The 18448-nt window shown below is 72.3% G+C and carries 21 protein-coding genes and 1 pseudogene; 9 read left to right on the top strand and 13 right to left on the bottom strand.

What is annotated here, in order from left to right; translation table 11 throughout:
* Positions 1–43: 43 nt before the first annotated feature.
* Positions 44–1297 carry a GNAT family N-acetyltransferase gene (locus OG538_RS16355; RefSeq protein ID WP_406094282.1) on the top strand — a complete coding sequence of 418 codons (1254 nt, stop codon included), beginning with the start codon at positions 44–46 and terminating at the stop codon, positions 1295–1297.
* A 162-nt stretch (positions 1298–1459) separates the two neighbouring features.
* Here OG538_RS16355 and OG538_RS16350 read toward each other — a convergent pair.
* Positions 1460–1708: pseudogene (locus OG538_RS16350) on the bottom strand (hypothetical protein); the annotation flags it as partial.
* A gap of 82 nt (positions 1709–1790) precedes the next feature.
* Here OG538_RS16350 and OG538_RS16345 point away from each other — a divergent pair.
* A complete protein-coding gene (locus OG538_RS16345; RefSeq protein ID WP_406094280.1) occupies positions 1791–2558 on the top strand; it encodes a TetR/AcrR family transcriptional regulator in 768 nt (255 codons plus the stop codon).
* Positions 2559–2748: 190 nt separating this feature from the next.
* Positions 2749–3354: a TetR family transcriptional regulator gene (locus OG538_RS16340; protein WP_406100176.1), complete on the top strand. Its 606-nt coding sequence runs from the start codon at positions 2749–2751 to the stop codon at positions 3352–3354.
* Positions 3355–3473: 119 nt separating this feature from the next.
* Here the strand turns inward: OG538_RS16340 and OG538_RS16335 are convergent, their stop codons facing one another.
* From OG538_RS16335 to OG538_RS16310, 6 genes are all read right to left on the bottom strand, one after another.
* A complete protein-coding gene (locus tag OG538_RS16335) occupies positions 3474–3932 on the bottom strand; it encodes a DUF2199 domain-containing protein (protein WP_406100175.1) in 459 nt (152 codons plus the stop codon).
* A 124-nt stretch (positions 3933–4056) separates the two neighbouring features.
* The gene (locus OG538_RS16330; RefSeq protein WP_406094278.1) at positions 4057–4623 is read right to left on the bottom strand and encodes a TIGR03618 family F420-dependent PPOX class oxidoreductase; all 567 of its coding nucleotides are present in this window, start codon (positions 4621–4623) and stop codon (positions 4057–4059) included.
* A gap of 52 nt (positions 4624–4675) precedes the next feature.
* Positions 4676–6136 carry a DHA2 family efflux MFS transporter permease subunit gene (locus OG538_RS16325; RefSeq protein WP_406094276.1) on the bottom strand — a complete coding sequence of 487 codons (1461 nt, stop codon included), beginning with the start codon at positions 6134–6136 and terminating at the stop codon, positions 4676–4678.
* 254 nt (positions 6137–6390) lie between these two features.
* Positions 6391–6879 carry a MarR family winged helix-turn-helix transcriptional regulator gene (locus tag OG538_RS16320; protein WP_406094274.1) on the bottom strand — a complete coding sequence of 163 codons (489 nt, stop codon included), beginning with the start codon at positions 6877–6879 and terminating at the stop codon, positions 6391–6393.
* 99 nt (positions 6880–6978) lie between these two features.
* Positions 6979–7326: a hypothetical protein gene (locus tag OG538_RS16315; RefSeq protein ID WP_406094272.1), complete on the bottom strand. Its 348-nt coding sequence runs from the start codon at positions 7324–7326 to the stop codon at positions 6979–6981.
* 56 nt (positions 7327–7382) lie between these two features.
* The gene (locus tag OG538_RS16310) at positions 7383–7991 is read right to left on the bottom strand and encodes a sigma-70 family RNA polymerase sigma factor (protein WP_406094270.1); all 609 of its coding nucleotides are present in this window, start codon (positions 7989–7991) and stop codon (positions 7383–7385) included.
* A gap of 77 nt (positions 7992–8068) precedes the next feature.
* Between OG538_RS16310 and OG538_RS16305 the strand changes: the two genes are divergently transcribed.
* A complete protein-coding gene (locus tag OG538_RS16305) occupies positions 8069–8896 on the top strand; it encodes an alpha/beta fold hydrolase (protein WP_406094268.1) in 828 nt (275 codons plus the stop codon).
* A gap of 36 nt (positions 8897–8932) precedes the next feature.
* Here OG538_RS16305 and OG538_RS16300 read toward each other — a convergent pair whose 3' ends face one another.
* Together OG538_RS16300 and OG538_RS16295 are read right to left on the bottom strand one after the other, a co-directional pair.
* Entirely contained in the window at positions 8933–9751 is an 819-nt protein-coding gene (locus OG538_RS16300) for a phosphotransferase family protein (protein ID WP_406094266.1), read from the bottom strand.
* Between the two features lie 77 nt (positions 9752–9828).
* The gene (locus OG538_RS16295) at positions 9829–10860 is read right to left on the bottom strand and encodes a saccharopine dehydrogenase family protein (protein WP_406094264.1); all 1032 of its coding nucleotides are present in this window, start codon (positions 10858–10860) and stop codon (positions 9829–9831) included.
* Between the two features lie 122 nt (positions 10861–10982).
* Here OG538_RS16295 and OG538_RS16290 point away from each other — a divergent pair, with 122 nt between their 5' ends.
* Entirely contained in the window at positions 10983–11930 is a 948-nt protein-coding gene (locus tag OG538_RS16290) for a GlxA family transcriptional regulator (RefSeq protein ID WP_406094262.1), read from the top strand.
* A gap of 62 nt (positions 11931–11992) precedes the next feature.
* Here the strand turns inward: OG538_RS16290 and OG538_RS16285 are convergent, their stop codons facing one another.
* From OG538_RS16285 to OG538_RS16275, 3 genes are all read right to left on the bottom strand, one after another.
* The gene (locus OG538_RS16285) at positions 11993–12406 is read right to left on the bottom strand and encodes a hypothetical protein (protein ID WP_406094260.1); all 414 of its coding nucleotides are present in this window, start codon (positions 12404–12406) and stop codon (positions 11993–11995) included.
* 249 nt (positions 12407–12655) lie between these two features.
* Entirely contained in the window at positions 12656–13396 is a 741-nt protein-coding gene (locus OG538_RS16280; protein WP_406094258.1) for an alpha/beta hydrolase, read from the bottom strand.
* Between the two features lie 254 nt (positions 13397–13650).
* Positions 13651–14382 (bottom strand): SDR family oxidoreductase, encoded by a 732-nt coding sequence (locus OG538_RS16275; RefSeq protein ID WP_406094256.1) that lies wholly within the window; start codon positions 14380–14382, stop codon positions 13651–13653.
* A gap of 94 nt (positions 14383–14476) precedes the next feature.
* Here OG538_RS16275 and OG538_RS16270 point away from each other — a divergent pair, with 94 nt between their 5' ends.
* The 4 genes from OG538_RS16270 to OG538_RS16255 all read left to right on the top strand — a co-directional run bounded on the left by OG538_RS16270 (position 14477) and on the right by OG538_RS16255 (position 17044).
* Positions 14477–15328: a LysR family transcriptional regulator gene (locus tag OG538_RS16270; RefSeq protein WP_406094254.1), complete on the top strand. Its 852-nt coding sequence runs from the start codon at positions 14477–14479 to the stop codon at positions 15326–15328.
* A 137-nt stretch (positions 15329–15465) separates the two neighbouring features.
* Complete coding sequence (locus OG538_RS16265; protein WP_406094252.1) at positions 15466–15930, top strand: helix-turn-helix domain-containing protein; 465 nt, start codon at positions 15466–15468, stop codon at positions 15928–15930.
* Positions 15931–15957: 27 nt separating this feature from the next.
* Positions 15958–16593 (top strand): hypothetical protein, encoded by a 636-nt coding sequence (locus tag OG538_RS16260; RefSeq protein WP_406094250.1) that lies wholly within the window; start codon positions 15958–15960, stop codon positions 16591–16593.
* A 115-nt stretch (positions 16594–16708) separates the two neighbouring features.
* Positions 16709–17044: a DUF2516 family protein gene (locus OG538_RS16255; protein ID WP_406094248.1), complete on the top strand. Its 336-nt coding sequence runs from the start codon at positions 16709–16711 to the stop codon at positions 17042–17044.
* Here OG538_RS16255 and OG538_RS16250 read toward each other — a convergent pair.
* On the bottom strand, positions 17026–18381 hold the full coding sequence (locus OG538_RS16250; RefSeq protein WP_406094246.1) for a PP2C family protein-serine/threonine phosphatase: 1356 nt from the start codon (positions 18379–18381) through the stop codon (positions 17026–17028). The two genes, OG538_RS16255 and OG538_RS16250, sit on opposite strands and share 19 nt — an antisense overlap.
* Positions 18382–18448 lie beyond the last annotated feature (67 nt).

Below are 18448 nucleotides of genomic sequence, written 5' to 3'. Positions count from 1 at the left end.
AAAGGGGGAGACACCTCCGGCACCTCTGTCTAGCGTGGGGCGAATGACCACTCTCGACGCCCGCCCCCTCACCGAACCCGAACTCCATGACTGGCTGCGCGCCCTGAACACCGGTTTTCTGCGCGCGCCGACACCGTCGGACGAGGAGGTGGCGGGGCGGTTGCCGTACCTGGACCTGGCACGGACGCAGGGGGTCTTCGACGCGGGGCGGTGCGTGGCGACGTTCCGTTCCTTCGCGCAGGAGCTGACGGTCGTCGGTGGCGCCACCGTGCCGACGGACGCGGTCACCAACGTCACGGTGTCGCCCACCCACCGGCGTCGCGGGCTGCTCTCGCGGATGATGGCCACGGACCTGGCGGCGGCGAAGGAACGCGGCGATGTGGCCGCCACGCTGATCGCCGCGGAGTACCCGATCTACGGCCGGTACGGATTCGGGCCCGCGACCTGGACCACGGAGTGGGAGGTCGACGTCCCCCGGACGGGCCTCGACCCGCACGGCAGGGTCCCGTCGGCCGGGGACGGCGGCCGGATCGACCTGGTGGACGGCGCGGAGGTGCGCAAACTGGGCCAGGCCCTGCACGGCCGGCTCCGGCGTACCCAGCACGGGGTGGTGAGCCGCGGCGAACGCTGGTGGGACCTCACCACCGGTGAGGTGCTCTTCCCCAACGACTCCTGGACCGAGCCGTTCTACGCCGTCTACCGCGGCGCGGACGGCAGCGTCGACGGGCTGCTGGTCTACCGGGCCGACGACCACTGGGGCGACGCCAAGCAGCCGCTGAACCGGGCGACGGTGCGCAGCATGATCGCGGTGACCCCGGCGGCGGAGCGGGCGTTGTGGCACTTCCTCTGCTCGGTCGACTGGATCTCCACGATCCGTACCGGCCACCGCGCCCCCGACGACCTGCTCCCCCTCCTCCTCCCGGACCCACGCGCGGCCCGAGTGGTGACGCACGCGGACTTCATGTGGGTGCGCGTCCTGGACATCGTCCGCGCACTGGAGGCCCGCACCTACGCGGTCCCCGGCTCACTGGTCCTGGACATCCACGACACGACGGGCCTCACCGCCGGCCGCTTCCACTTGGATGCCTCGCCGGACGGTGCCACCTGCGCCCCGACCACACGGTCGGCCGATCTGGCCATGGACGTACGGGAGTTGGGGACGCTGTATCTCGGCGACGAGTCACCGTCGCGCCTGGCGGCCCTGAGCCGCATCGAGGAACTGACCCCGGGCGCGGCGGCCCGGGCGGACGGGGTGCTGCGGGCGGGGCGGCGGGCTTGGTGCCCGGATGTGTTCTAGGGCGTGCCAGGCGTCGCGGGGCAGGCGGGATGTGACCTGCGACCGGTCGGTATGGAGCGTCCAGTCCCACCGGTCGTTGCCGGTGTGCCGGCGCTGAACCCACTCCTCGAAGCCCCATGCCGGGTCGCCGGGCGCCGGGATGGCGTCGTCGATCATCCACACCTCGGCCCGGCGGGTGGTGAGCAGGACAGCGGCGCCGTCGGGGGCGAGGCCGCGGACGACCTGCCAGAACTCCTGGCGGCTGCGTGGGTCGAGCCCGGTCTGCGCCCCGTCCGGGGCGGCGTACTGCCCGGTGAGGCTGATCGCACGGCGCACCCGGCTCCGGTCGGCGACGACGACGTACCCCGCGACGCGGGCCGTGCCGCTGTCGGCGGTGGTGAGCGTGGCCAGGATGCGGACGGTGATGGTCTTCCTCTTCGGTGTGTGTCGTACGCGTTGTTGTGTAAGGGGTACGCATAACTAGGATGGCCCTCACGGGAAGGTGGGGGTTCAGGTGGCGCAAGGCAACGGTTCACCGGGCGGTACGGGCCTGCCGGCCAGCATCGAGGCGGCCTGGGGACTGCGGGCACGGCCGGTCAAGGGGCCTCGCCCCGGACTGACCCTGGAGCGCATCGTCGATGCCGCGGTGGCGGTGGCGGCGTCCGACGGCCTTGCCGGGGTGTCCATGGGGCGGGTCGCCAAGGACCTCGGGGTCTCCACGATGTCGCTCTACCGGTACGTGGCCGCCAAGGACGAGCTCCACGTCCTCATGCAGGAGGCGGCCATGGGCCCGCCGCCCCCGCTGCCCGCCCTGGAGCGGAAGGCCGGCTGGCGGGAGGCGCTCGCGCAGTGGGCCCACGCGCAGCGCCGGGTCTTCCACGCCAATCTGTGGATGCTCCGCATCCCCCTCGCGGGACCGCCCGCGAGCCCGAACTCGGTCGCCTGGTGGGAGCAGGGCCTCCAGGCTCTCGCCGGCACGGGTCTGGACGCGGGCGAGGAGATCTCCGTCATCCTTCTGGTCTCCGGTTTCGTGCGGAACGAGGCGCTGTTGACGGGTGATCTCGATGCCGCCGTCGCGTCCCGCGGCGTGTCGGCGCAGGAGGTCATGGAGGGCTACGCGCGGACATTGAACCGGCTGGTCGACCCCGTGCGTCATCCCGCCCTCTCCCGGTTGACGGGGATCGAGGGGATGTGGGCGCCGGGCGCGCCCGACCACGAGTTCACGTTCGGTCTCGACCGGGTGCTGGACGGGGTCGACGTGCTGATCCGGTCCCGCGCGTAGGGTGCGGAGCAGGGCATTGCGGTAGGGGTCCGTGCGGCGTCGGATGCCATGTTCGCGCGAGGTCGGGGGCGTACGCTTCATGGTCATGAGCGGAGAGAAGCCCGGCCCCCGGACGGCAGGCGACGCGGTGGGCGACGCGGATGGGCCGGCGGGTGGGGACGCTGCCGCACCGGCCGCTCCCCGTGCGCCGATGAGTCTGCGGGAGCGGAAGAAGCAGCTGACGTATCAGGCGGTCTCCGACGCCGCGATCTCGTTGTTCCTTGAGCGCGGCTTCGACAAGGTCTCGGTGGCGGAGATCGCGGCCGCTGCGGACATCTCCAAGCCGACGCTGTTCCGCTACTTCCCCGCCAAGGAGGACCTGGTTCTCCACCGGTTCGCCGATCACGTGGACGAGTCCGCGCGAGTGGTCGCCGGCCGTGCGGACGACGAGTCCCCGCTGGACGCGCTGCGGCGCCACTACCTGGACGGGCTGGAGCGGCGCGACCCCGTCACGGGCCTCTGCGACGTGCCGCAGGTGCTGGCGTTCCACCGGCTGTTGTACGGGACGCCGTCCCTGGTGGCCCGGCTCTACGCCTACCAGGGCCGCTCCGAGGCCGCGCTCGCCCGCGCGCTGGGCGGCGGGGTGACGGACCGGCTGGCCGCGGGCCAGATCATCGCGGTCCTGCGGATCCTGTCACTGGAGAACTGGCAGCGGATCAGCGAAGGCCGGAGCGCGGACCAGGTGTACGGCGACGCCGTCGCGGCGGCGGAGCGGGGTTTCGCGCAACTGCGGTCGGGGCTGGGGGACGGGCGGTAGGCACCGCACCGGACCACCGGCCGCTGAGGGCTGTCCCGGGTCCATCCTTTCGATCGGGCCGGATCAGGGTGCCGGACCCCGCGAGCCCGGCATGATCCGAACGAACGTGATCAATACACCTAGTGGCCCTCGTCGGCGTGCTGCACCGCCTCGGCGATCTCGCGGACCCGGTCGAGCGTGATGCCGGTGCGCTGCTCCACGGCCAGCGGGTGATCGGTGGGCTCCAGCTCGATGAGCGGGCGCCTGCCGATCGGGCGGGTGTGCGCATTGGTCTTGAGGTTGGTCGTCCGGGGGGAGTAGAGGCCCAACTCGGTGGTGAGCCAGCCGAAGTACGGCTTCTCGGACTCCCGGCCCGGGGTCTCCCACACATCGAGCGCGCGGCCGAAGTTCTCCCGGCTCAAGGACACCCAGACGCCCCAGGAGAACGGCTCCACGCTGCCGATCACGGGTATCTCGATCAGGCCCTTGATGAAGTAGTGCTCGTGTCTGACGATGCACTGGTCCGTCGAGAGCATGCTGTCGGGGTCGCTCTCCAGGCTCGCGTCCCAGACGTCGGGCGCCATGGTGGAGTACCCCATCGGGAGTTCCGTGTGGTGTTCGCCGCAGCGGGAGCAGGTGTAGCCGGGGTCGGTAGCCATGGGCGGGATCCTAGAGCCTCCGCTTGTCGCGCACATGGCCCCGGTGGGGCCCCGCCGCCTGCGCTCAGTCCGCGGCGGGGATGTCCAGAGCCGTTCCGTACAGCCGGGAGACCCGGATCCGGATCACCACGCGCCGGTCCGCGACCAGTTGGGCCAGGAAGGCGGCCTCCTCGGCCGGGTCCTCGAAACCCGGTGTCAGGGACAGGAGTTCGCGGCTGACCGGGTCACCCGGCGCGGCCGCCGGAGCGGACACCTCGGCCACGCCCTCCGCCACCGCGAACGAAAACTCGTCCGGGCCGCGGACATGCAGCGCAGCGTGCGGATCGGTGCGCAGCTGGCGGGGCTTGAGGCGGTCGGCGGTGCTGGAGACGCGTACCACGCGTGCTTCGGCGTCCCAGGAGTACAGCACCGTCGTCAGGTGGGGATGCCCGGTGCGCCGCACGCTCGCGAGTACTCCGAACTGCTGTTCCGCGAGGATCAGGGACAGTTCGGCTTCGGTGAGCACGCGCGGGGCGGGACCGGCGCCGGGGCCGGAGTCGGTGTCCGGGCCGGACTCGGCGCCGGGGCCGGCGTCGGTGGCCGTGTCGGACGGAGGGTTGTTCTCGGCGGGGGCGGAGGGGTGCGTGGTCATGGTCCGTCCTTCGGTGGTGTGGCGGGGTGAGGTGAGGCGGGGCGCGATGTGGTCAGGCGGTTGCCGGGTCGGTGGCGGTTGCCCGGGCCGGCCGCCTGAGCACCGCGACTGCGACGAGGAAGGCGGTGGCGAGCAGTCCGGTCCCGACGGCGAACGCCAGGTGGTAGCCGCCGGTCAGCGCCTCGGGCCGGCTGCTGCCCGAGGCGAGCAGCGTGTCCGTGCGGGCGGCGGCCAGCGTGGACAGGACGGCGACGCCCATGGCCATGCCGATCTGCTGGGTGGTGTTGAACAACCCGGAGGCGAGCCCTGCGTCCTTCTCGCTCGCCCCCGACATGCCGAGCGTGGTCAGGGTCGGGAGGGCGAGGCCGAATCCGGCGGCCAGGAACATCACCGGGAGCAGATCGGTGGCGTAGTGCGCGTGGACGGGGAGCCGGGTGAGGAGCCCGATTACCCCGATCAGCAGTGCCAGCCCCACGAGCAGGACGTTGCGGTCGCCGAATCGTGCGCTCAGCCGGGCCGAGACCCCGAGCGACACCGCGCCGATCACCGCGGCCGCCGGCAGCATGGCGAGCCCGGTGGCGGTGGCCCCGTAGCCGAGGACCCGCTGCAGGTAGAGCGCCACCAGGATCTGGAACGAGAACAGGGCGGCCACCATGAGGACTTGGATCAGGTTGGCTCCCGCGACACTGCGCGAGCGGAGGATCCGCAGGGGCAGGAGCGGGGTGGCGGCCGTGGCCTGCCGGATGACGAACGCGGCGAGGAGGACCAGCGCGAGCGCGCCCAGGCCGATCGTGTGCGCCGACAGCCATCCGTACGACTCCACCTCGACGACGGAGTAGATGCCCAGCATCACCCCTGCGGTGACGAGGAGCGCGCCGACGGTGTCGGCCCCGGCTGCGAGACCCGGCCCGCGCTCGGCGGGCAGCACGCGCACTGCGACGAGGAGCACCGCGAGACCGATCGGCACGTTGATGAAGAAGATCCAGTGCCAGCCGAGGGCGTCGGTGAGCACCCCGCCGAGCACCTGGCCGATGGAGGCCCCGGCCGCCCCGGTGAAGCTGAACACGGCGATGGCCCGGGCCCGTTCGCGGCTTTCGGTGAAGAGGGTGACGAGGATGCCCAGACCGACCGCGGAGGCCATGGCGCTGCCGGCGCCCTGGAGGAAGCGTGCGGTGATGAGCAGGGCGGGGGAGCCGGCCGCCCCGGCCAGTACGGAGGCGGCTGTGAAGACCGCGGTGCCGGCCAGGAACATCCTCCGGCGTCCCAGGAGATCGCCGAGCCGGCCGCAGAGCAGCAGCAGACCGCCGAAGGCGATCAGGTAGGCGTTGACGACCCAGCTGAGGGCGGCGGGTGTGAACCCGAGGTCGTTCTGGATGGTGGGCATCGCCACCGTCACGATCGAGCCATCGAGCACGGTCATCAGCAGACCGGTGGCGATCACGCCGAGTGCGAGGTGGCGCGAGCGTGTGGCCGGTGGTGCGGGAGCGGGTGCGGCGGATGCGGTGGCAGACATCGGGCTCTCCTGTCGGTGGGTTCGACAAGAGAGAAGGTAGCAGATGGTTTTGTTGCGGACTATTTCTTTCGGTTCTATTTTTCGTGGATCCCGCGGCCGGACACTCGGGGATTCCGTGGCCGGGCGCTCGGGGGTCCCGCGGTCGGCCACTCGTGGGTCCCGCGCCTGGCTGCTCGCGGACCCGCGCCTGGCTACTCGCGGACCCGCGCCCGGCTACTCGCGGACCCGCGCCCGGCAGGCGGAATCCACGGCGGCTACCTCTGGCTCTGGCGTGCCCGGCGGACCGCCCGCGGATTCTCGACCGGGGTGGCCAGGTGCTCGCCGACCAGCTGGTTCAGGGCGCGCAGGAGGGTCTCCCGGTCGGTCCGTGGCAGGCTGCTCAGCGCTTCCTCGTGCACCCGGTCGACGATCTCCTGGCTCTGTGCGGCGAGTGCCGCGCCCTGCTCGGTGACGGCGATGATCCGCGCCCGCCGGTCCCGGCTCGAAGGGCGGCGTTCGGCGAGACCCGCGCTCTCCAGGGCATCCACCGTCACCACCATCGTGGTCTTGTCCATGTCGCCGATCTCGGCGAGCTGGATCTGGGTGCGCTCCTCCTCCAGGGCGTGAACCAGGACGCAGTGCATGCGTGCGGTGAGCCCGATCTCGGCGAGGGCTGCCGACATCTGGGTCCGCAGGACATGACTGGTGTGGTCCAGGAGGTAGGAGAGGTCGGGTGCGGTGCGCGTGGGTGCCATGGCCGTCATGTCTGCCAGCGTAACAATTCGATCTGTGGTGGATCGTCCGCAACGGACTTGTCTCGCCGCCCGCGTCGTTCACCCCGGGGAAGCGCCGCAGCTCGCGTGTCAGCGCCCGCGCGCCCACCACCGGCGAAGACCGGGCGGCGGGCGCCGGGCCCCACGCGTCCGCGAACGCGCGCTCCCCGCCGCTGGTCCGCCGGCCGCCCGATCGCGCAGCGGCCGCCACGGATCGTCGGGCGACGCCATCGGTGCCTGCCGCTCCAGCTGCGCCTGGATCTCGTAGTACGAGTCATGGGCCGTCACCCGGAACGCCTCGTCGTACGAGGCCATCGCCGCACGCATCGCCGAACCGGCGAGACCGCGCTTGCGGACCCGCGCGGCCAGCAGGCCGAAGCAGCCGATGACCGCCGCGAGGGCGCCGGCGAAGACCAGGAACGGCACCAGCTCGTCCATGGGGCCGAGCGTACGGCGGGCAGGGCCGGGGTGACGCGAAATCCGGCGCCTGCGCCTCAGGCGGCCCCAGCCCGCAGGCGATCGCGCTGGATCCGGTGGGCCAGGGCGCGCCGCACGGACGCCGTCCCGGTCGGCGCGGCATCCCGGCGGGACGGCACGTCGAGACCGCGGCTGATCTCGTCGTACGCGCTCCGGTGGGCGGCGGGCAGTGTCGCGGCGTGCAGCCGCAGGTCCTCCTCGACGAGGCGGCGCAACTCGTCGACGTTCTCGGGGGTGAAGCGCTTCTTCCCCCGCGCGAGCGCGCCGACGGACCGGGTGCAGCGGGCGGTCTCGGCGTACGTCTCCGAGAGGTCCTCGGCGAGTCCCCACAGGCGGCCTTCGAGCCACGGTGCGTCGTGCTGGTCGAGGGAGACGTCCATCGGAGGAGTGGAATCGGCGTCGCGGTACTTCGTGACCTGCTTGGACACGGCGGGCTGGCTCATGTCGGTGAGCCGGGCGATGCGTTCCTGGGTCCAGCCGAAGCCGACGAACACCTTGATCATCTCGGTGCGGAGCTTGCGCATCTCCTCGCCGGCCCGGATGACCTCGTTCATCCCGGCGAGCAGCCGCTCGGCCTGCTCCTCGGTCAGCGTCGCGCTCTGTCGGGTGTTCTCTCCGGCTGCCACACCACAGTTATATACCGGGCCGCCAGAGCGCCATAACCAGGTTGTACAACCTGGTTATGACTGACAGTATGCGGCGCATGCCCACCTTCAGCGCACCCGACGGAACCCGGCTCTCCTACCGCACGTACGGAGAGGGTGACCCGGTCGTCTGCATCCCCGGTGGCCCCGCCGACTCCCGCTACCTGGGCGATCTCGGCGGCCTGTCCGCCCATCGCCTCCTGGTCGTTCCGGACCTCCGCGGCACCGGTGAGTCGGCTGTTCCCGAGGACCCCGCCACCTACCGTTGCGACCGCCTGGTCGACGACATCGAGGCGCTACGACGCCACCTCGGTCTCTCCCGTACGGACCTGCTGGGCCACTCCGCCGGCGCGAACATCGCGGTGCAGTACGCGGCCCGTCACCCGTCGCGCGTCGGCCGGCTCGCCCTGATCACCCCCGGCGCCCGGGCCGTCGGCATCGACATCACCGGTGAGGAGCGCCGTGAGCTCGCCCGGCTGCGGAGCGGCGAGCCGTGGTTCCCGGCGGCGTTCGCGGCGCTGGAGGCGATCACCCTGGGGACGGGCACCGACTGGGCGGCCGTGGACCCGTTCTTCCACGGCCGGTGGGACCAGGCGGCACGGGACCACCAGGTGGCGAGCCGGCCGGACAACCCGGACGCCGTCGCCCATTTCGGGGCCGAGGGCGCCTTCGACCCGGCGGCCACCCGCGCGGCGCTGGCCGTCCTCGGCGCACCCGTCCTGCTGCTGGCCGGGGAGTTCGACCTGAACAGCACGCCCCGCTCGGTGGCCGCCTTCGCCGGTCTGTTCCCCGACGCGACCCTCGTCGTGCAGGGCGGGGCGGGGCACTATCCGTGGGCCGACGACGCCGATCGGTTCACGGCCGCCGTGTCGGCGTTCCTGGGGTGAGCACGGAGCCGGACCTTCGCGGCCGAGCGGTGCACATCAGGCCAGCAGCCGGGACAGCCGCGCGGCCTGCCGTTCCACCGTCCCCGGAGGGTTGCGCGGGTGGTCGGGATGGTCGAAGGAGAGCAGGAACAGCCACACGAGCGCCAGCAGCCGCCGCGTTTCCAGCAGCAGGGGCCGCTCGGAGGCGTCCAGGTCGAACCGGCCCAGGAAGGCCTCCGCGTCCAGGGGTTCATCGACCCAGGCCGCCACGTGCTCAGTGATCTCCGCCAGTTCGAGGGGCCGGTCGCTGCGGCCGGACTCCTCGAAGTCGACGATCCGTACGCGGTTACCGTCCCACAGGTAGTTGGCGAGGTTGCCGTCGCCCGGCCCGAACACCGGGCGGACGTCCGGCGGTCCGGCATCCGCGATCCCCGCGCCCGCGAGCCATTCCAGCCCGCAGTCCATGGCCCGGCCCACCTCGGGTCCCACCCGGGGGCGGGCCCGCGGCGCCCAGTCCCCGATCCGGGCGGCCAGGTACTGGCGGTGCCCCGGTCGCACCGGCACCTCGCCGAGAGCGTGCGCGGGCACCGCTTCGTACACCTTGCTCACCGCCGATGCCAGCGCGTCGAGCTGCCGGTCGCCGATGCGCTGCCCCCGGAGCGGCCCGCCCGGGAGCCGGGACATCACCACGACCGGTTCGTCGGGCGCGAGATCCGCGTGCCGGGGCGCGGGGGCGAGCCCGGGCGCGTACAGGTCGAGGAGAGTGAGCGCCCGCCACTCGCGCTCGCTCTGCTCACGGGAGCCTGACCGGAACCTCTTGGTCACCGTGTCGGGCCCGACGTCGAGGGCGTGGGTGCTCCAGGAAGCCGCAGTCATGGGAGGTGATCCTGTCAGGCGGGCCGCCAGGGATGGCCGGGACCGCGGCCGGGCGGGCCGGTCTGCGCGGGGTGCGGTCAGGCCGGAAGCTCGACCGTCACGTACGGGGCCAGCGCGCGGAGGAAGTCCGCCGCGTCGAACATCGCCCCGGCCGAGGCCACGCCCGTGGTCCGGGTGCGGCCGCTCAGGATGCGCTCGACGGCCTCCACCGCCAGGGGCGCGGTGACCGCGTAGATGTCCTGGCCGCGGGCCGTGGCGCGGCGCTCGGTGCCCCCCGCCCGGACCACGACGTCGACGACGAAGGTCTGGTCGGAGCGGCCCAGCGGGTCGACCGCCTCCGGTGCCGGGGTGTCCGGGCCGGCCAGGTCGCCCGCCGCCTCGACGGACATGTGGGTGCGGACGGCCGGTACCTTCACGTGGCTGGGCACGGTCACGACATCGGCCATCGTGAACTCCGTGATCACCGCGCGCCGGCCCAGCGGTCCGGGGAACAGCCACTCGCCCTGTGCCACCTCGTCCTCGTGGTACCGCAGCGCACCGTCCGCGAACCGCACCCGACGGCCCCCTCGGCGGTCGTGGGACACCTGGCCCGCCTCCCGGGTGCCCGCCGTCGGCCGCCAGCTGCTCAGCCCGTACGCGACATCCACCGAGTCCGCGGCCGTCGCTTCGCCCATTGCCGCGGTGACGAGCAGGTCGCCCAGTCCGCCGTAGAACGCCATGGCCGGCACCACGGGGGTGCCCGATCGCCGGGCCGCCTCCGTGTGGTCGGCGAACATCGCGACGTTCGCCTCGATCTCCGCCGCGACGTCGACGTACGGGATCCCCGCTCGCAGGGCCGCCTCGACGACCGGGCCGCCGGTCACCGCGAAGGGCCCGGCGCAGTTGATGACCGCTGCGGCGCCGGCGAGGGCGCGGTCCAGTGCGGCCGGGTCGTCCGCACCGGCCGGCCGCACCTCCACGCCGCCCCACTCGGCCGCCAGCGCCTCCAGGCGGGCGGCGTTCCGGCCGGAGGCGATCGGGGTGAGCCCGCGCCGCCGCAGCTCGGCGACGATGAACCGACCGGTGTGCCCGGTGGCCCCGTAGACCACTACCGCAGCCGCTGTACTCATGGTTCCCCGCTCTCGATGTGGCCACTCGACCCGGTGGCCCGATGTGGTGAGAGCTCCAGTCTGGGCGGGGGCGGCGCCCGACCGTGATGGTCCGGACCGACAGCATGCGTACACTTTCGGACATGCCAACTGTCGCGCTGCTGGCCGCCGGTGACCTGCTGCACTTCGAACTGGCGGTGGCGTACGAGATCTTCGGCAACCCCCCGCGCGAGGCGACGGACGGCTGGTACGACGTCGTGCTCTGCGGCCCCGGACCGGTGCAGGTCGGCCCGTTCAGGGTCGAGCCCGAGCACGGGCTGGACCGGGTGGCGGCCGCCGACACCGTGATCGTGCCGGCGTGCGTCGACATCGACGTACCGCCGCCGGCAGAGCTGATCGAGGCGGTGCGGGCGGCGCACGAGGCGGGTGCGCGGGTCGCCTCGCTGTGCACCGGCGCGTTCGTGCTCGGTGCCGCGGGCCTGCTGGACGGCCGGCGCGCCACCACCCACTGGGCACATGCCGCCGAGCTGAGCACGCGCCATCCGCTGGCCGAGGTCGACCCGGACGTCCTGTACACGGACAACGGCAACGTGCTCACCTCTGCGGGCAAGGCCGCGGCCGTGGACCTCTGCCTGCACCTCATCCACCTCGACCACGGCGCGGCCGTCGCCAACTCGGTGGCCCGACGCCTCGTCATGCAGCCGCACCGGCCGGGCGGCCAGGCGCAGTTCGCATCCACTCCGGTCCAGGCTTCGGGCGACCACGCACTCGCCCAGCTGCTCGCCTGGGTCCAGCAGCGGCTGGACCAGCCGCTTTCGGTGACCGACATGGCGAGGAAGGCGAACACCAGCCCGCGCCACCTGGGGCGGCAGTTCCGGGCGGTGATCGGGCAGACGCCCATCCAGTGGCTCCTGATCCAACGCGTCCGCCGCGCCCAGGAGTTGCTGGAGGCCACCGACGAGAGCATCGAGGCGGTCGCCGTAGCCACCGGCATGGGGACGGCCACGACGTTGCGGCGCCAGTTCAAGAAGATCGTCGGGGTCCCGCCCGACAGCTACCGACGCGCCTTCCGCAGCGCGCGGCCCGCCTGACCGGTCCCGGCTGCGGTCACGGCCCAAGCTGTCATCTCCGTACGGATCTCCAGGCGTGGTGCTCACTCGCAGTCGGTGTAACCCGCGTCTTCGCACTGACCGCGCCGCCAGTCGTCCAGGGTCGACTGTTCACTGCCGGGCGTGAACGATCCGGTTCCCTCGCGGGCCGTCGGAGACGGTGGCGGGGCGGACGGCGTCCAACGGGGGGTGGCCGAAGCCGGCGCACCGGTCGGCTTCGGCGCGGCCGTCCTGGCCGATGTCGACGGCTGCGTGGCCGTCTGCGTGGCCTGGGTCGGCGTCTTCGCGGCGATGGAGGGCGTGGTCTCGGAAGCGGACGGTTCCGGCTTCGGCGGGACCGAAGCGGAGGTGGCGCTGGGTGAGCGCTGCGGCTTGTGCTGCTCCCCGCCTGCGCCGCAGGCGACGCCTCCCAGGACGAGGGCCGCGACCAGGGCCGAGGTGGGAACGACGTTTCGCATGATCCGGCCCTCCCGGCGGCGGATGCCTCACGGCAACGGCCTCTCCAGCGTCACACGCGGGGCCGAACGGCGCGCGCCTTCGGCGGCCCCGCCCCCTTCGGGGGACCGCGACAGGCCGTACGGGCCGAACCGGCGCCCGGCCCGGGCTCCGGCGGCATGCCGCTCATCGAGGAGGCCGGGGCCCGTCCTGGACGAGCGGCATGCCGGCCGCGACCGGTTACCGCGTACGGCCGGTCCGAGGGCCGGCCCTCACTTCAGGTGCCGGGCGAAGAACTGGTTCGCGGCGTCCCCCGCGAACTGCGGGACGCCGGCGTGCCCGCCCATGTTGGCGTGCAGGGTCTTCTCCTTGGAGCCGAAGGCGTCGAACAGGTCCAGGGCCGCCTGCCGGTCGTTCCCCTCGTCGTCCCACTGCAGCAGGACATGCAGCGGAAGCGTGAGCCGACGGGCCTCCTCGACCACGGCGCGAGGCACGAGACTCCCGGCGAACAGGACGGCGGCCGAGACACGCGGCTCGACCGACGCCAGCCTGACGCCGATGGAGATCACGCCGCCCGAGTACCCGACCGGGCCGCCGATCTCCGGCAGTGAAAGGAGGGCGTCCAGGGCGGCCTGCCATTCCGGGACGGCCTTGTCGACAAGCGGGAGGACGAGGGCGTCGACGATCTCGTCGGTGACCGGCTCGCCCGCCTCCATCACCCGGCGCAGATCGGCGCGGGCCTGCTCGGTGGCGGGCCAACGGGGCCGGTCACCGCTTCCGGGGAGTTCGATGGTGGCCGTGGCGAAACCCTCCGCCGCGGCGTCCCGGGCCCGTCCCACCAGCCGGGGGTACATCTTGCGCAGCCCGAGCGGCGGGTGGCCCAGCAGGATCAGTGGTGCCGGTGCCGGTGCCGGTGCGGATTCGGGCGTCCACAGGATGCCGGGGATCTCGCCGAGGATGAATGCGCGTTCGCGGACGCCGTCGTCAAGGCGCTGGTCGGAAGTGAACTGCATGGTCGTGCCTTTCGGGAGTGCACAGAGGCGGCGCTCCCGGACGACCTATCGCCCGACCGTGACCCCGGAGGGGAGCACCCACGTCGATACTGCGTTCACGGGTACCACCTCCTCGTTCTGTCGCACGGCCTCGCGGAGGTTAACAGCGGCTCGACGTGGTCCGCCAACGCTTTTCCGCAGCGGGCCCGCCGGGCGCCGGGAAGCCGCCTCACCCGCGGAAGGCGGGTGATGACTGCCGTGGGCAGCCGTGGGCCTCACCAGGGCACTACGCCGGCGTCGTCGAAGAACTGGCCGGTCGGGCCGTCGTCGGGCAGGGTCGCGAGTCTGATGGCGATCGCCGCGCCCTGCTCGGGGGTGCGTACGCCGCGGAAGCCGTTGAGGTCGGTCGCGACGTAGCCGGGGCAGCCGGCGTTGATCAGGATGTTCGTACCGGTCAGCTCCCGGGCGTACTGGAGGGTGACAGCGTTCAGGAACGTTTTCGACGGCGCGTACGCCACGGCCACCGGACCCGCCGTCTGCTCGGCGGCGGGTCCCGACTGCCGGGTGAGGGAGCCGACACTGCTGGACATGTTCACGATCCGTGGTGAGGCGGAGCGGCGCAGCAGCGGCATCATCGCGTTGGTGACCCGGATGACGCCGATCACGTTGGTCTCCACGACGGTTCGGATGGTGGCGGGATCGACCTGGGTGGGCTCCTGCGGCATGCCGCCGGTGATGGCGGCGTTGTTGACGAGCACGTCGAGGCGCCCTGCCTGTGCCTCGATCAGCCGTGCGGCGGCGGTCGCGCTCGCGTCGTCGGTCACGTCCAGTGGTACGCCGAACGCGTCGACGCCGGCCGCGCGCAGCTTCTCCACCGCGGCCCTACGACGCTCATCGTCGCGGGCGCCGACGCCGACGGTCCAGCCGAGGGCGCCCAGGCCCGTGGCGATCTCGTAGCCGATTCCCTTGTTCGCGCCGGTGACCAGCGCAATCGTTCGTTCGCTCATGGGGACCATGCTGCCCTCGGCGCCCGGTGGGGGTCCAAGACCGAAAGGGTGGGCAACGATACCGTCAGGGTATTGGTCCGGGTACCGTGGCGATATGGAGACCCGCGAACTGCGCTACTTCGTCGCTGTCGCTGAAGAACTGCACTTCGGGCGTGCCGCGCAGCGGCTCGGGATCGCGCAGCCGCCTCTGTCGCGGGCGATCCAGCAGCTCGAACGCAGGCTCGGGGCGGCGCTGCTGGACCGGACCAGCCGCACCGTGACGCTCACCGAGGCCGGCGGGGTGCTCTTGGTCGAGGGACGGGCGGCCCTCGACGCGGTCGACGCCGCCGAGCGCCGGACCCGCCGCGCCGCCGTTTCTGCGACCGGCCGCCCCGGCCTGGTCCTGGTCACGAAGGCCAGCGCGTCCAGAGAACTGCTGGCGAAACTGCTCGACGCGTACGCCGCCGAACCCGGGGCGGTCCCCGTCGAGGTCATCCTGTGCGGTCCGGCGGAGCAGGAACGATTCCTGCGCGAGGGCCGGGCCGACGTGGCGCTGCTGCACCGGCCGTTCGACTCGACTGCCGGCTTCGACGCGGAAGAGCTCGGCGCGGAGGGCCAGGTGGTGATCCTGCCGTCCGGACATCCGCTCGCCGCCCGGGCCCACGTACACATGGCCGACATCGCCGGACTGCCGGGCCTGCCCCTGCCACGCTGGCCCAACCCCGACGGAACCTACCCGCCCGGCCCCGGCCCGCAGGTCCGCGACCACGCGCAGCTGTTGCAGCTCGTCGCTCTCGGCCGCGCCTGCGCGGTCTCACCGGAGTCGTGCCGAGCCCAACTGCCCGGTGACCTCGCCGCCGTGCCCGTGCTGGACGCGCCGACCGTCACCACCGTGATCGCCTGGCCACCGCACAGCCGGTCCAGAGCCGTCGCCGACCTCATCCGGACCGCGACACGTCTCTGCTAGGGCCTCTGGGTAGACGGCAGACGTCCTGCACGTACGACACCTGCCGTGCCCGGTCACCATGACCCGTCCGAGTGGCACGGAACACTTTTGCAAGCACCTGCTTGCAAAAGTTAGCAGTGCGGGTCCAGTATCGAGGTATGGCCTCACTCAACGTCGGCAATCTCGGCGAGTACCTGCGCGAGCAGCGCCGTACCGCGCAGCTGTCGCTGCGGCAGCTCGCCGATGCCGCCGGGGTGTCCAATCCCTATCTCAGCCAGATCGAGCGCGGGCTGCGCAAGCCGAGCGCCGAGGTCCTCCAGCAGGTTGCCAAGGCGCTGCGGATCTCCGCCGAGACCCTGTACGTGCGGGCCGGGATTCTGGACGAGCGGGAGCGGGAGGAGCTGGAGACGCGGGCGGTGATTCTGGCCGATCCGTCGATCAACGAGCGGCAGAAGAGCGTGCTGCTGCAGATCTACGCCTCCTTCCGCAAGGAGAACGGGTACGAGGACGAGCCCGTCGACCCCGAGGCCGAGGAGGGGCGCGCATCCGGTGCGGATGCGCCCTTCAGTACCGACGGCAGTGCTGCCGATACAGGTTCAAAGCCTTCAAAACCCTCACACTGAGTCTGATGATCCGGGAGGACCACAGTCATGGCCATCACCGATGACCTGCGCAAGACCCTCACCGACCCGACCCCCCTCTACTTCGCCGCCGGCACGGCCGACCTCGCCGTGCAGCAGGCCCGGAAGGTTCCGGCCCTGATCGAGCAGCTGCGCGCCGAGGCGCCGGAGCGCATCGAGGCGGTGCGCAACACCGACCCCAAGGCCGTGCAGGAGAAGGTGGCCGGCCAGGCCAAGGAGGCGCAGGCCACCCTTCAGGCGAAGGTCACCGAGGTGATCGGGGCGTTCGACACCGACCTGAAGAAGCTGGGCGAGAGCGCCCAGGACCTGGCGCTGCGCAGTGTCGGCGTGGCCGCGGAGTACGCGGTCAGGGCCCGGGAGACGTACGAGAAGGTCGCCGAGCGTGGCGAGCAGACCGTGCGGACGTGGCGTGGTGAGACCGCGGAGGAGATCGTCGAGATCGCGGTCGTCGTCGAGCCGCGCAAGGAGTCGAAGCCGCAGACGGCGAAGGCCGAGCCGAAGCCCGCCGCCAAGCCGGTGGCCGCCAAGCCCGCGCCCGCGCCCAAGACCGTCAAGGCGGAGACCAAGCCGTCCCCTGCGGCCGCCAAGAAGGCTCCGGTGCGCAAGCCCGCCGCCAGGAAGACCACGCCGCCCACCGGTAAGTAGCGTCGCATGCCCGGCAGGTGTGCCGGGGCGGCGGACGGGCACCTTCCGGGTGCCCCGGTCGTTGTCCCGGTACCTTGGCCGCGAGCGCTCATCCACTCACTAGGCGGTGCACCACATGTTGCTCGAAGGCTTCAACTCATTCCTCGGGCTGATCTTCACGGCCATGCTCGTCCTCGCCGTGGTGGCCTTCATCATGGCCGCGATCGCCCGCGAGGATGCCTACCGCGCGGCGGACAAGCAGAAGAAGTCCTTCTGGCTGATCATTCTCGGCATCGCGGTGGTGGTGAACCTCTGGGTGCCCATGCTCTTCGTGCAGCTCGCCGGGCTGATCGCGTCCATCGTGTTCTTCGTGGACGTACGGCCCGCACTCAAGGCCGTCACAGGCGGCAGTCGCCGGAGTGGTGGCTCCAGCAGCGACGGGCCGTACGGGCCCTACAACGGCGGGCGCTGAGCACCCGCGGGTGACACCTGTCCGGGGCGGGGGCGCGGGATGCTCCGGCCCCGGTCGCCGTTCCGCGCCCGGCGACGGGTGGTGTCGCGGGCGGTTTCCTGGTCGCGGTCGAGCAGCAGGACCGCGACGTCGTCCGTGAGTTCGCCGCCGTTCAGCTCGCGGACGTGCGTGACCGCCGCCTCCAGGAGGTCCTCGCCGGTCAGGCCTTCGGCCAGCTGACGGTTGATCATGGCAACCATGCCGTCCTGGCCGAGACGCTGCGTGCCGTCGCCGACGCGTCCCTCGATGAGCCCGTCCGTGTACATCATCAGGCTCCACGAGCCGCCCAGTTCCACCTGCCGGCGGGGCCAGCGGGCGCGTGGCAGCAGGCCGAGTGCCGGGCCGCCGTCCTCGTACGGAAGCAGGTGCGCGGCCCGTCCCTGGCGTGCGATCAGCGGTGCGGGGTGGCCCGCCAGGCACAGGCCCGCGCGGCGGCCGTCGGGGGCGATGTCGACGGTGCAGAGCGTCGCGAAGATCTCCTCGCTCTCCCGTTCGTGCTCCAGGACCTGCTGGAGCGTGGAGAGCAGCTCGTCGCCGCAGAGCCCTGCCAGTGTCAACGCCCGCCAGGCGATGCGAAGTTCGACGCCGAGCGCCGCCTCGTCCGGGCCGTGGCCGCAGACGTCGCCGATCATCGCGTGCACCGTGCCGTCCGGGGTGCGGACCGTGTCGTAGAAGTCACCGCCGAGCAGCGCGCGGCTGCGGCCGGGGCGGTAGCGGGCCGCGAAGTGCAGATCGGAGCCGTCGAGCAGGGGGGTGGGGAGCAGGCCACGCTCCAGGCGGGCGTTCTCCTGGGCGCGCAGCCGGGATTCGGTGAGCTGGTGCTGGGCGACGTCGGCGCGTTTGCGTTCGACGGCGTAGCGAATGGCGCGGCTGAGCAGCCTGCCGTCGAGCTCGCCGCGGAAGAGGTAGTCCTGCGCCCCCACCCGTACGGCCTCGGCGGCCAGCTCGGCGTCGTCCTCCGCGGTGAGCGCGAGCACGGCGTGCCGGGGCGCGATGCGCAGCACGTGTTTGAGCGTGGCGAGCCCGTCGGCCTCCGCGTCCGGTCCGCCGCGCGTCTCGGCGCCGGACAGCAGTGCGAGGTCGAGCAGGATGCAGTCCACGTCGTCGGTGAGGAGCCGGCCCGCCTCGGTCAGGTTGCGGGCGGCGCGGACGCGGACCCGGGCACCGGCCGCCGCGGAGAGCTCCGGGACGCTGAAGGTGCCCGCCGGGTCGTCCTCGATCACCAGGAGGGTGAGGTCGGTGCCATTGCTGGCCTCCGCAGCGGGAACGGCACGCTGCTGCGGTACGGGTACGGGCATCGGTTCGGGTTTCCTTCCCTCCCCCCGAGGGCGCGGCGGAACGACGATCGACGACCCGCCAGACGGG

Source organism: Streptomyces sp. NBC_01013, from assembly GCF_045162765.1.
Classification (GTDB): Bacteria; Actinomycetota; Actinomycetes; order Streptomycetales; family Streptomycetaceae; genus Streptomyces.
Note: the sequence above shows the minus strand (reverse complement) of the source record. Positions and strands in the feature narration are given on the sequence as shown.

Coding starts and splice junctions, on each gene's coding strand:
- OG538_RS16335 (WP_406100175.1), bottom strand. CDS start 3,932: ATGGGGTACTCCACCATGGCGCCCGACGTCTGGGACGCGAGCCTGGAG.
- OG538_RS16265 (WP_406094252.1), top strand. CDS start 15,466: ATGGCCTCACTCAACGTCGGCAATCTCGGCGAGTACCTGCGCGAGCAG.
- OG538_RS16295 (WP_406094264.1), bottom strand. CDS start 10,860: ATGAGTACAGCGGCTGCGGTAGTGGTCTACGGGGCCACCGGGCACACC.
- OG538_RS16320 (WP_406094274.1), bottom strand. CDS start 6,879: ATGACGGCCATGGCACCCACGCGCACCGCACCCGACCTCTCCTACCTC.
- OG538_RS16280 (WP_406094258.1), bottom strand. CDS start 13,396: ATGCAGTTCACTTCCGACCAGCGCCTTGACGACGGCGTCCGCGAACGC.
- OG538_RS16290 (WP_406094262.1), top strand. CDS start 10,983: ATGCCAACTGTCGCGCTGCTGGCCGCCGGTGACCTGCTGCACTTCGAA.
- OG538_RS16285 (WP_406094260.1), bottom strand. CDS start 12,406: ATGCGAAACGTCGTTCCCACCTCGGCCCTGGTCGCGGCCCTCGTCCTG.
- OG538_RS16315 (WP_406094272.1), bottom strand. CDS start 7,326: ATGGACGAGCTGGTGCCGTTCCTGGTCTTCGCCGGCGCCCTCGCGGCG.
- OG538_RS16300 (WP_406094266.1), bottom strand. CDS start 9,751: ATGACTGCGGCTTCCTGGAGCACCCACGCCCTCGACGTCGGGCCCGAC.
- OG538_RS16325 (WP_406094276.1), bottom strand. CDS start 6,136: ATGTCTGCCACCGCATCCGCCGCACCCGCTCCCGCACCACCGGCCACA.
- OG538_RS16305 (WP_406094268.1), top strand. CDS start 8,069: ATGCCCACCTTCAGCGCACCCGACGGAACCCGGCTCTCCTACCGCACG.
- OG538_RS16340 (WP_406100176.1), top strand. CDS start 2,749: ATGAGTCTGCGGGAGCGGAAGAAGCAGCTGACGTATCAGGCGGTCTCC.
- OG538_RS16355 (WP_406094282.1), top strand. CDS start 44: ATGACCACTCTCGACGCCCGCCCCCTCACCGAACCCGAACTCCATGAC.
- OG538_RS16250 (WP_406094246.1), bottom strand. CDS start 18,381: ATGCCCGTACCCGTACCGCAGCAGCGTGCCGTTCCCGCTGCGGAGGCC.
- OG538_RS16275 (WP_406094256.1), bottom strand. CDS start 14,382: ATGAGCGAACGAACGATTGCGCTGGTCACCGGCGCGAACAAGGGAATC.
- OG538_RS16270 (WP_406094254.1), top strand. CDS start 14,477: ATGGAGACCCGCGAACTGCGCTACTTCGTCGCTGTCGCTGAAGAACTG.
- OG538_RS16255 (WP_406094248.1), top strand. CDS start 16,709: ATGTTGCTCGAAGGCTTCAACTCATTCCTCGGGCTGATCTTCACGGCC.
- OG538_RS16260 (WP_406094250.1), top strand. CDS start 15,958: ATGGCCATCACCGATGACCTGCGCAAGACCCTCACCGACCCGACCCCC.
- OG538_RS16330 (WP_406094278.1), bottom strand. CDS start 4,623: ATGACCACGCACCCCTCCGCCCCCGCCGAGAACAACCCTCCGTCCGAC.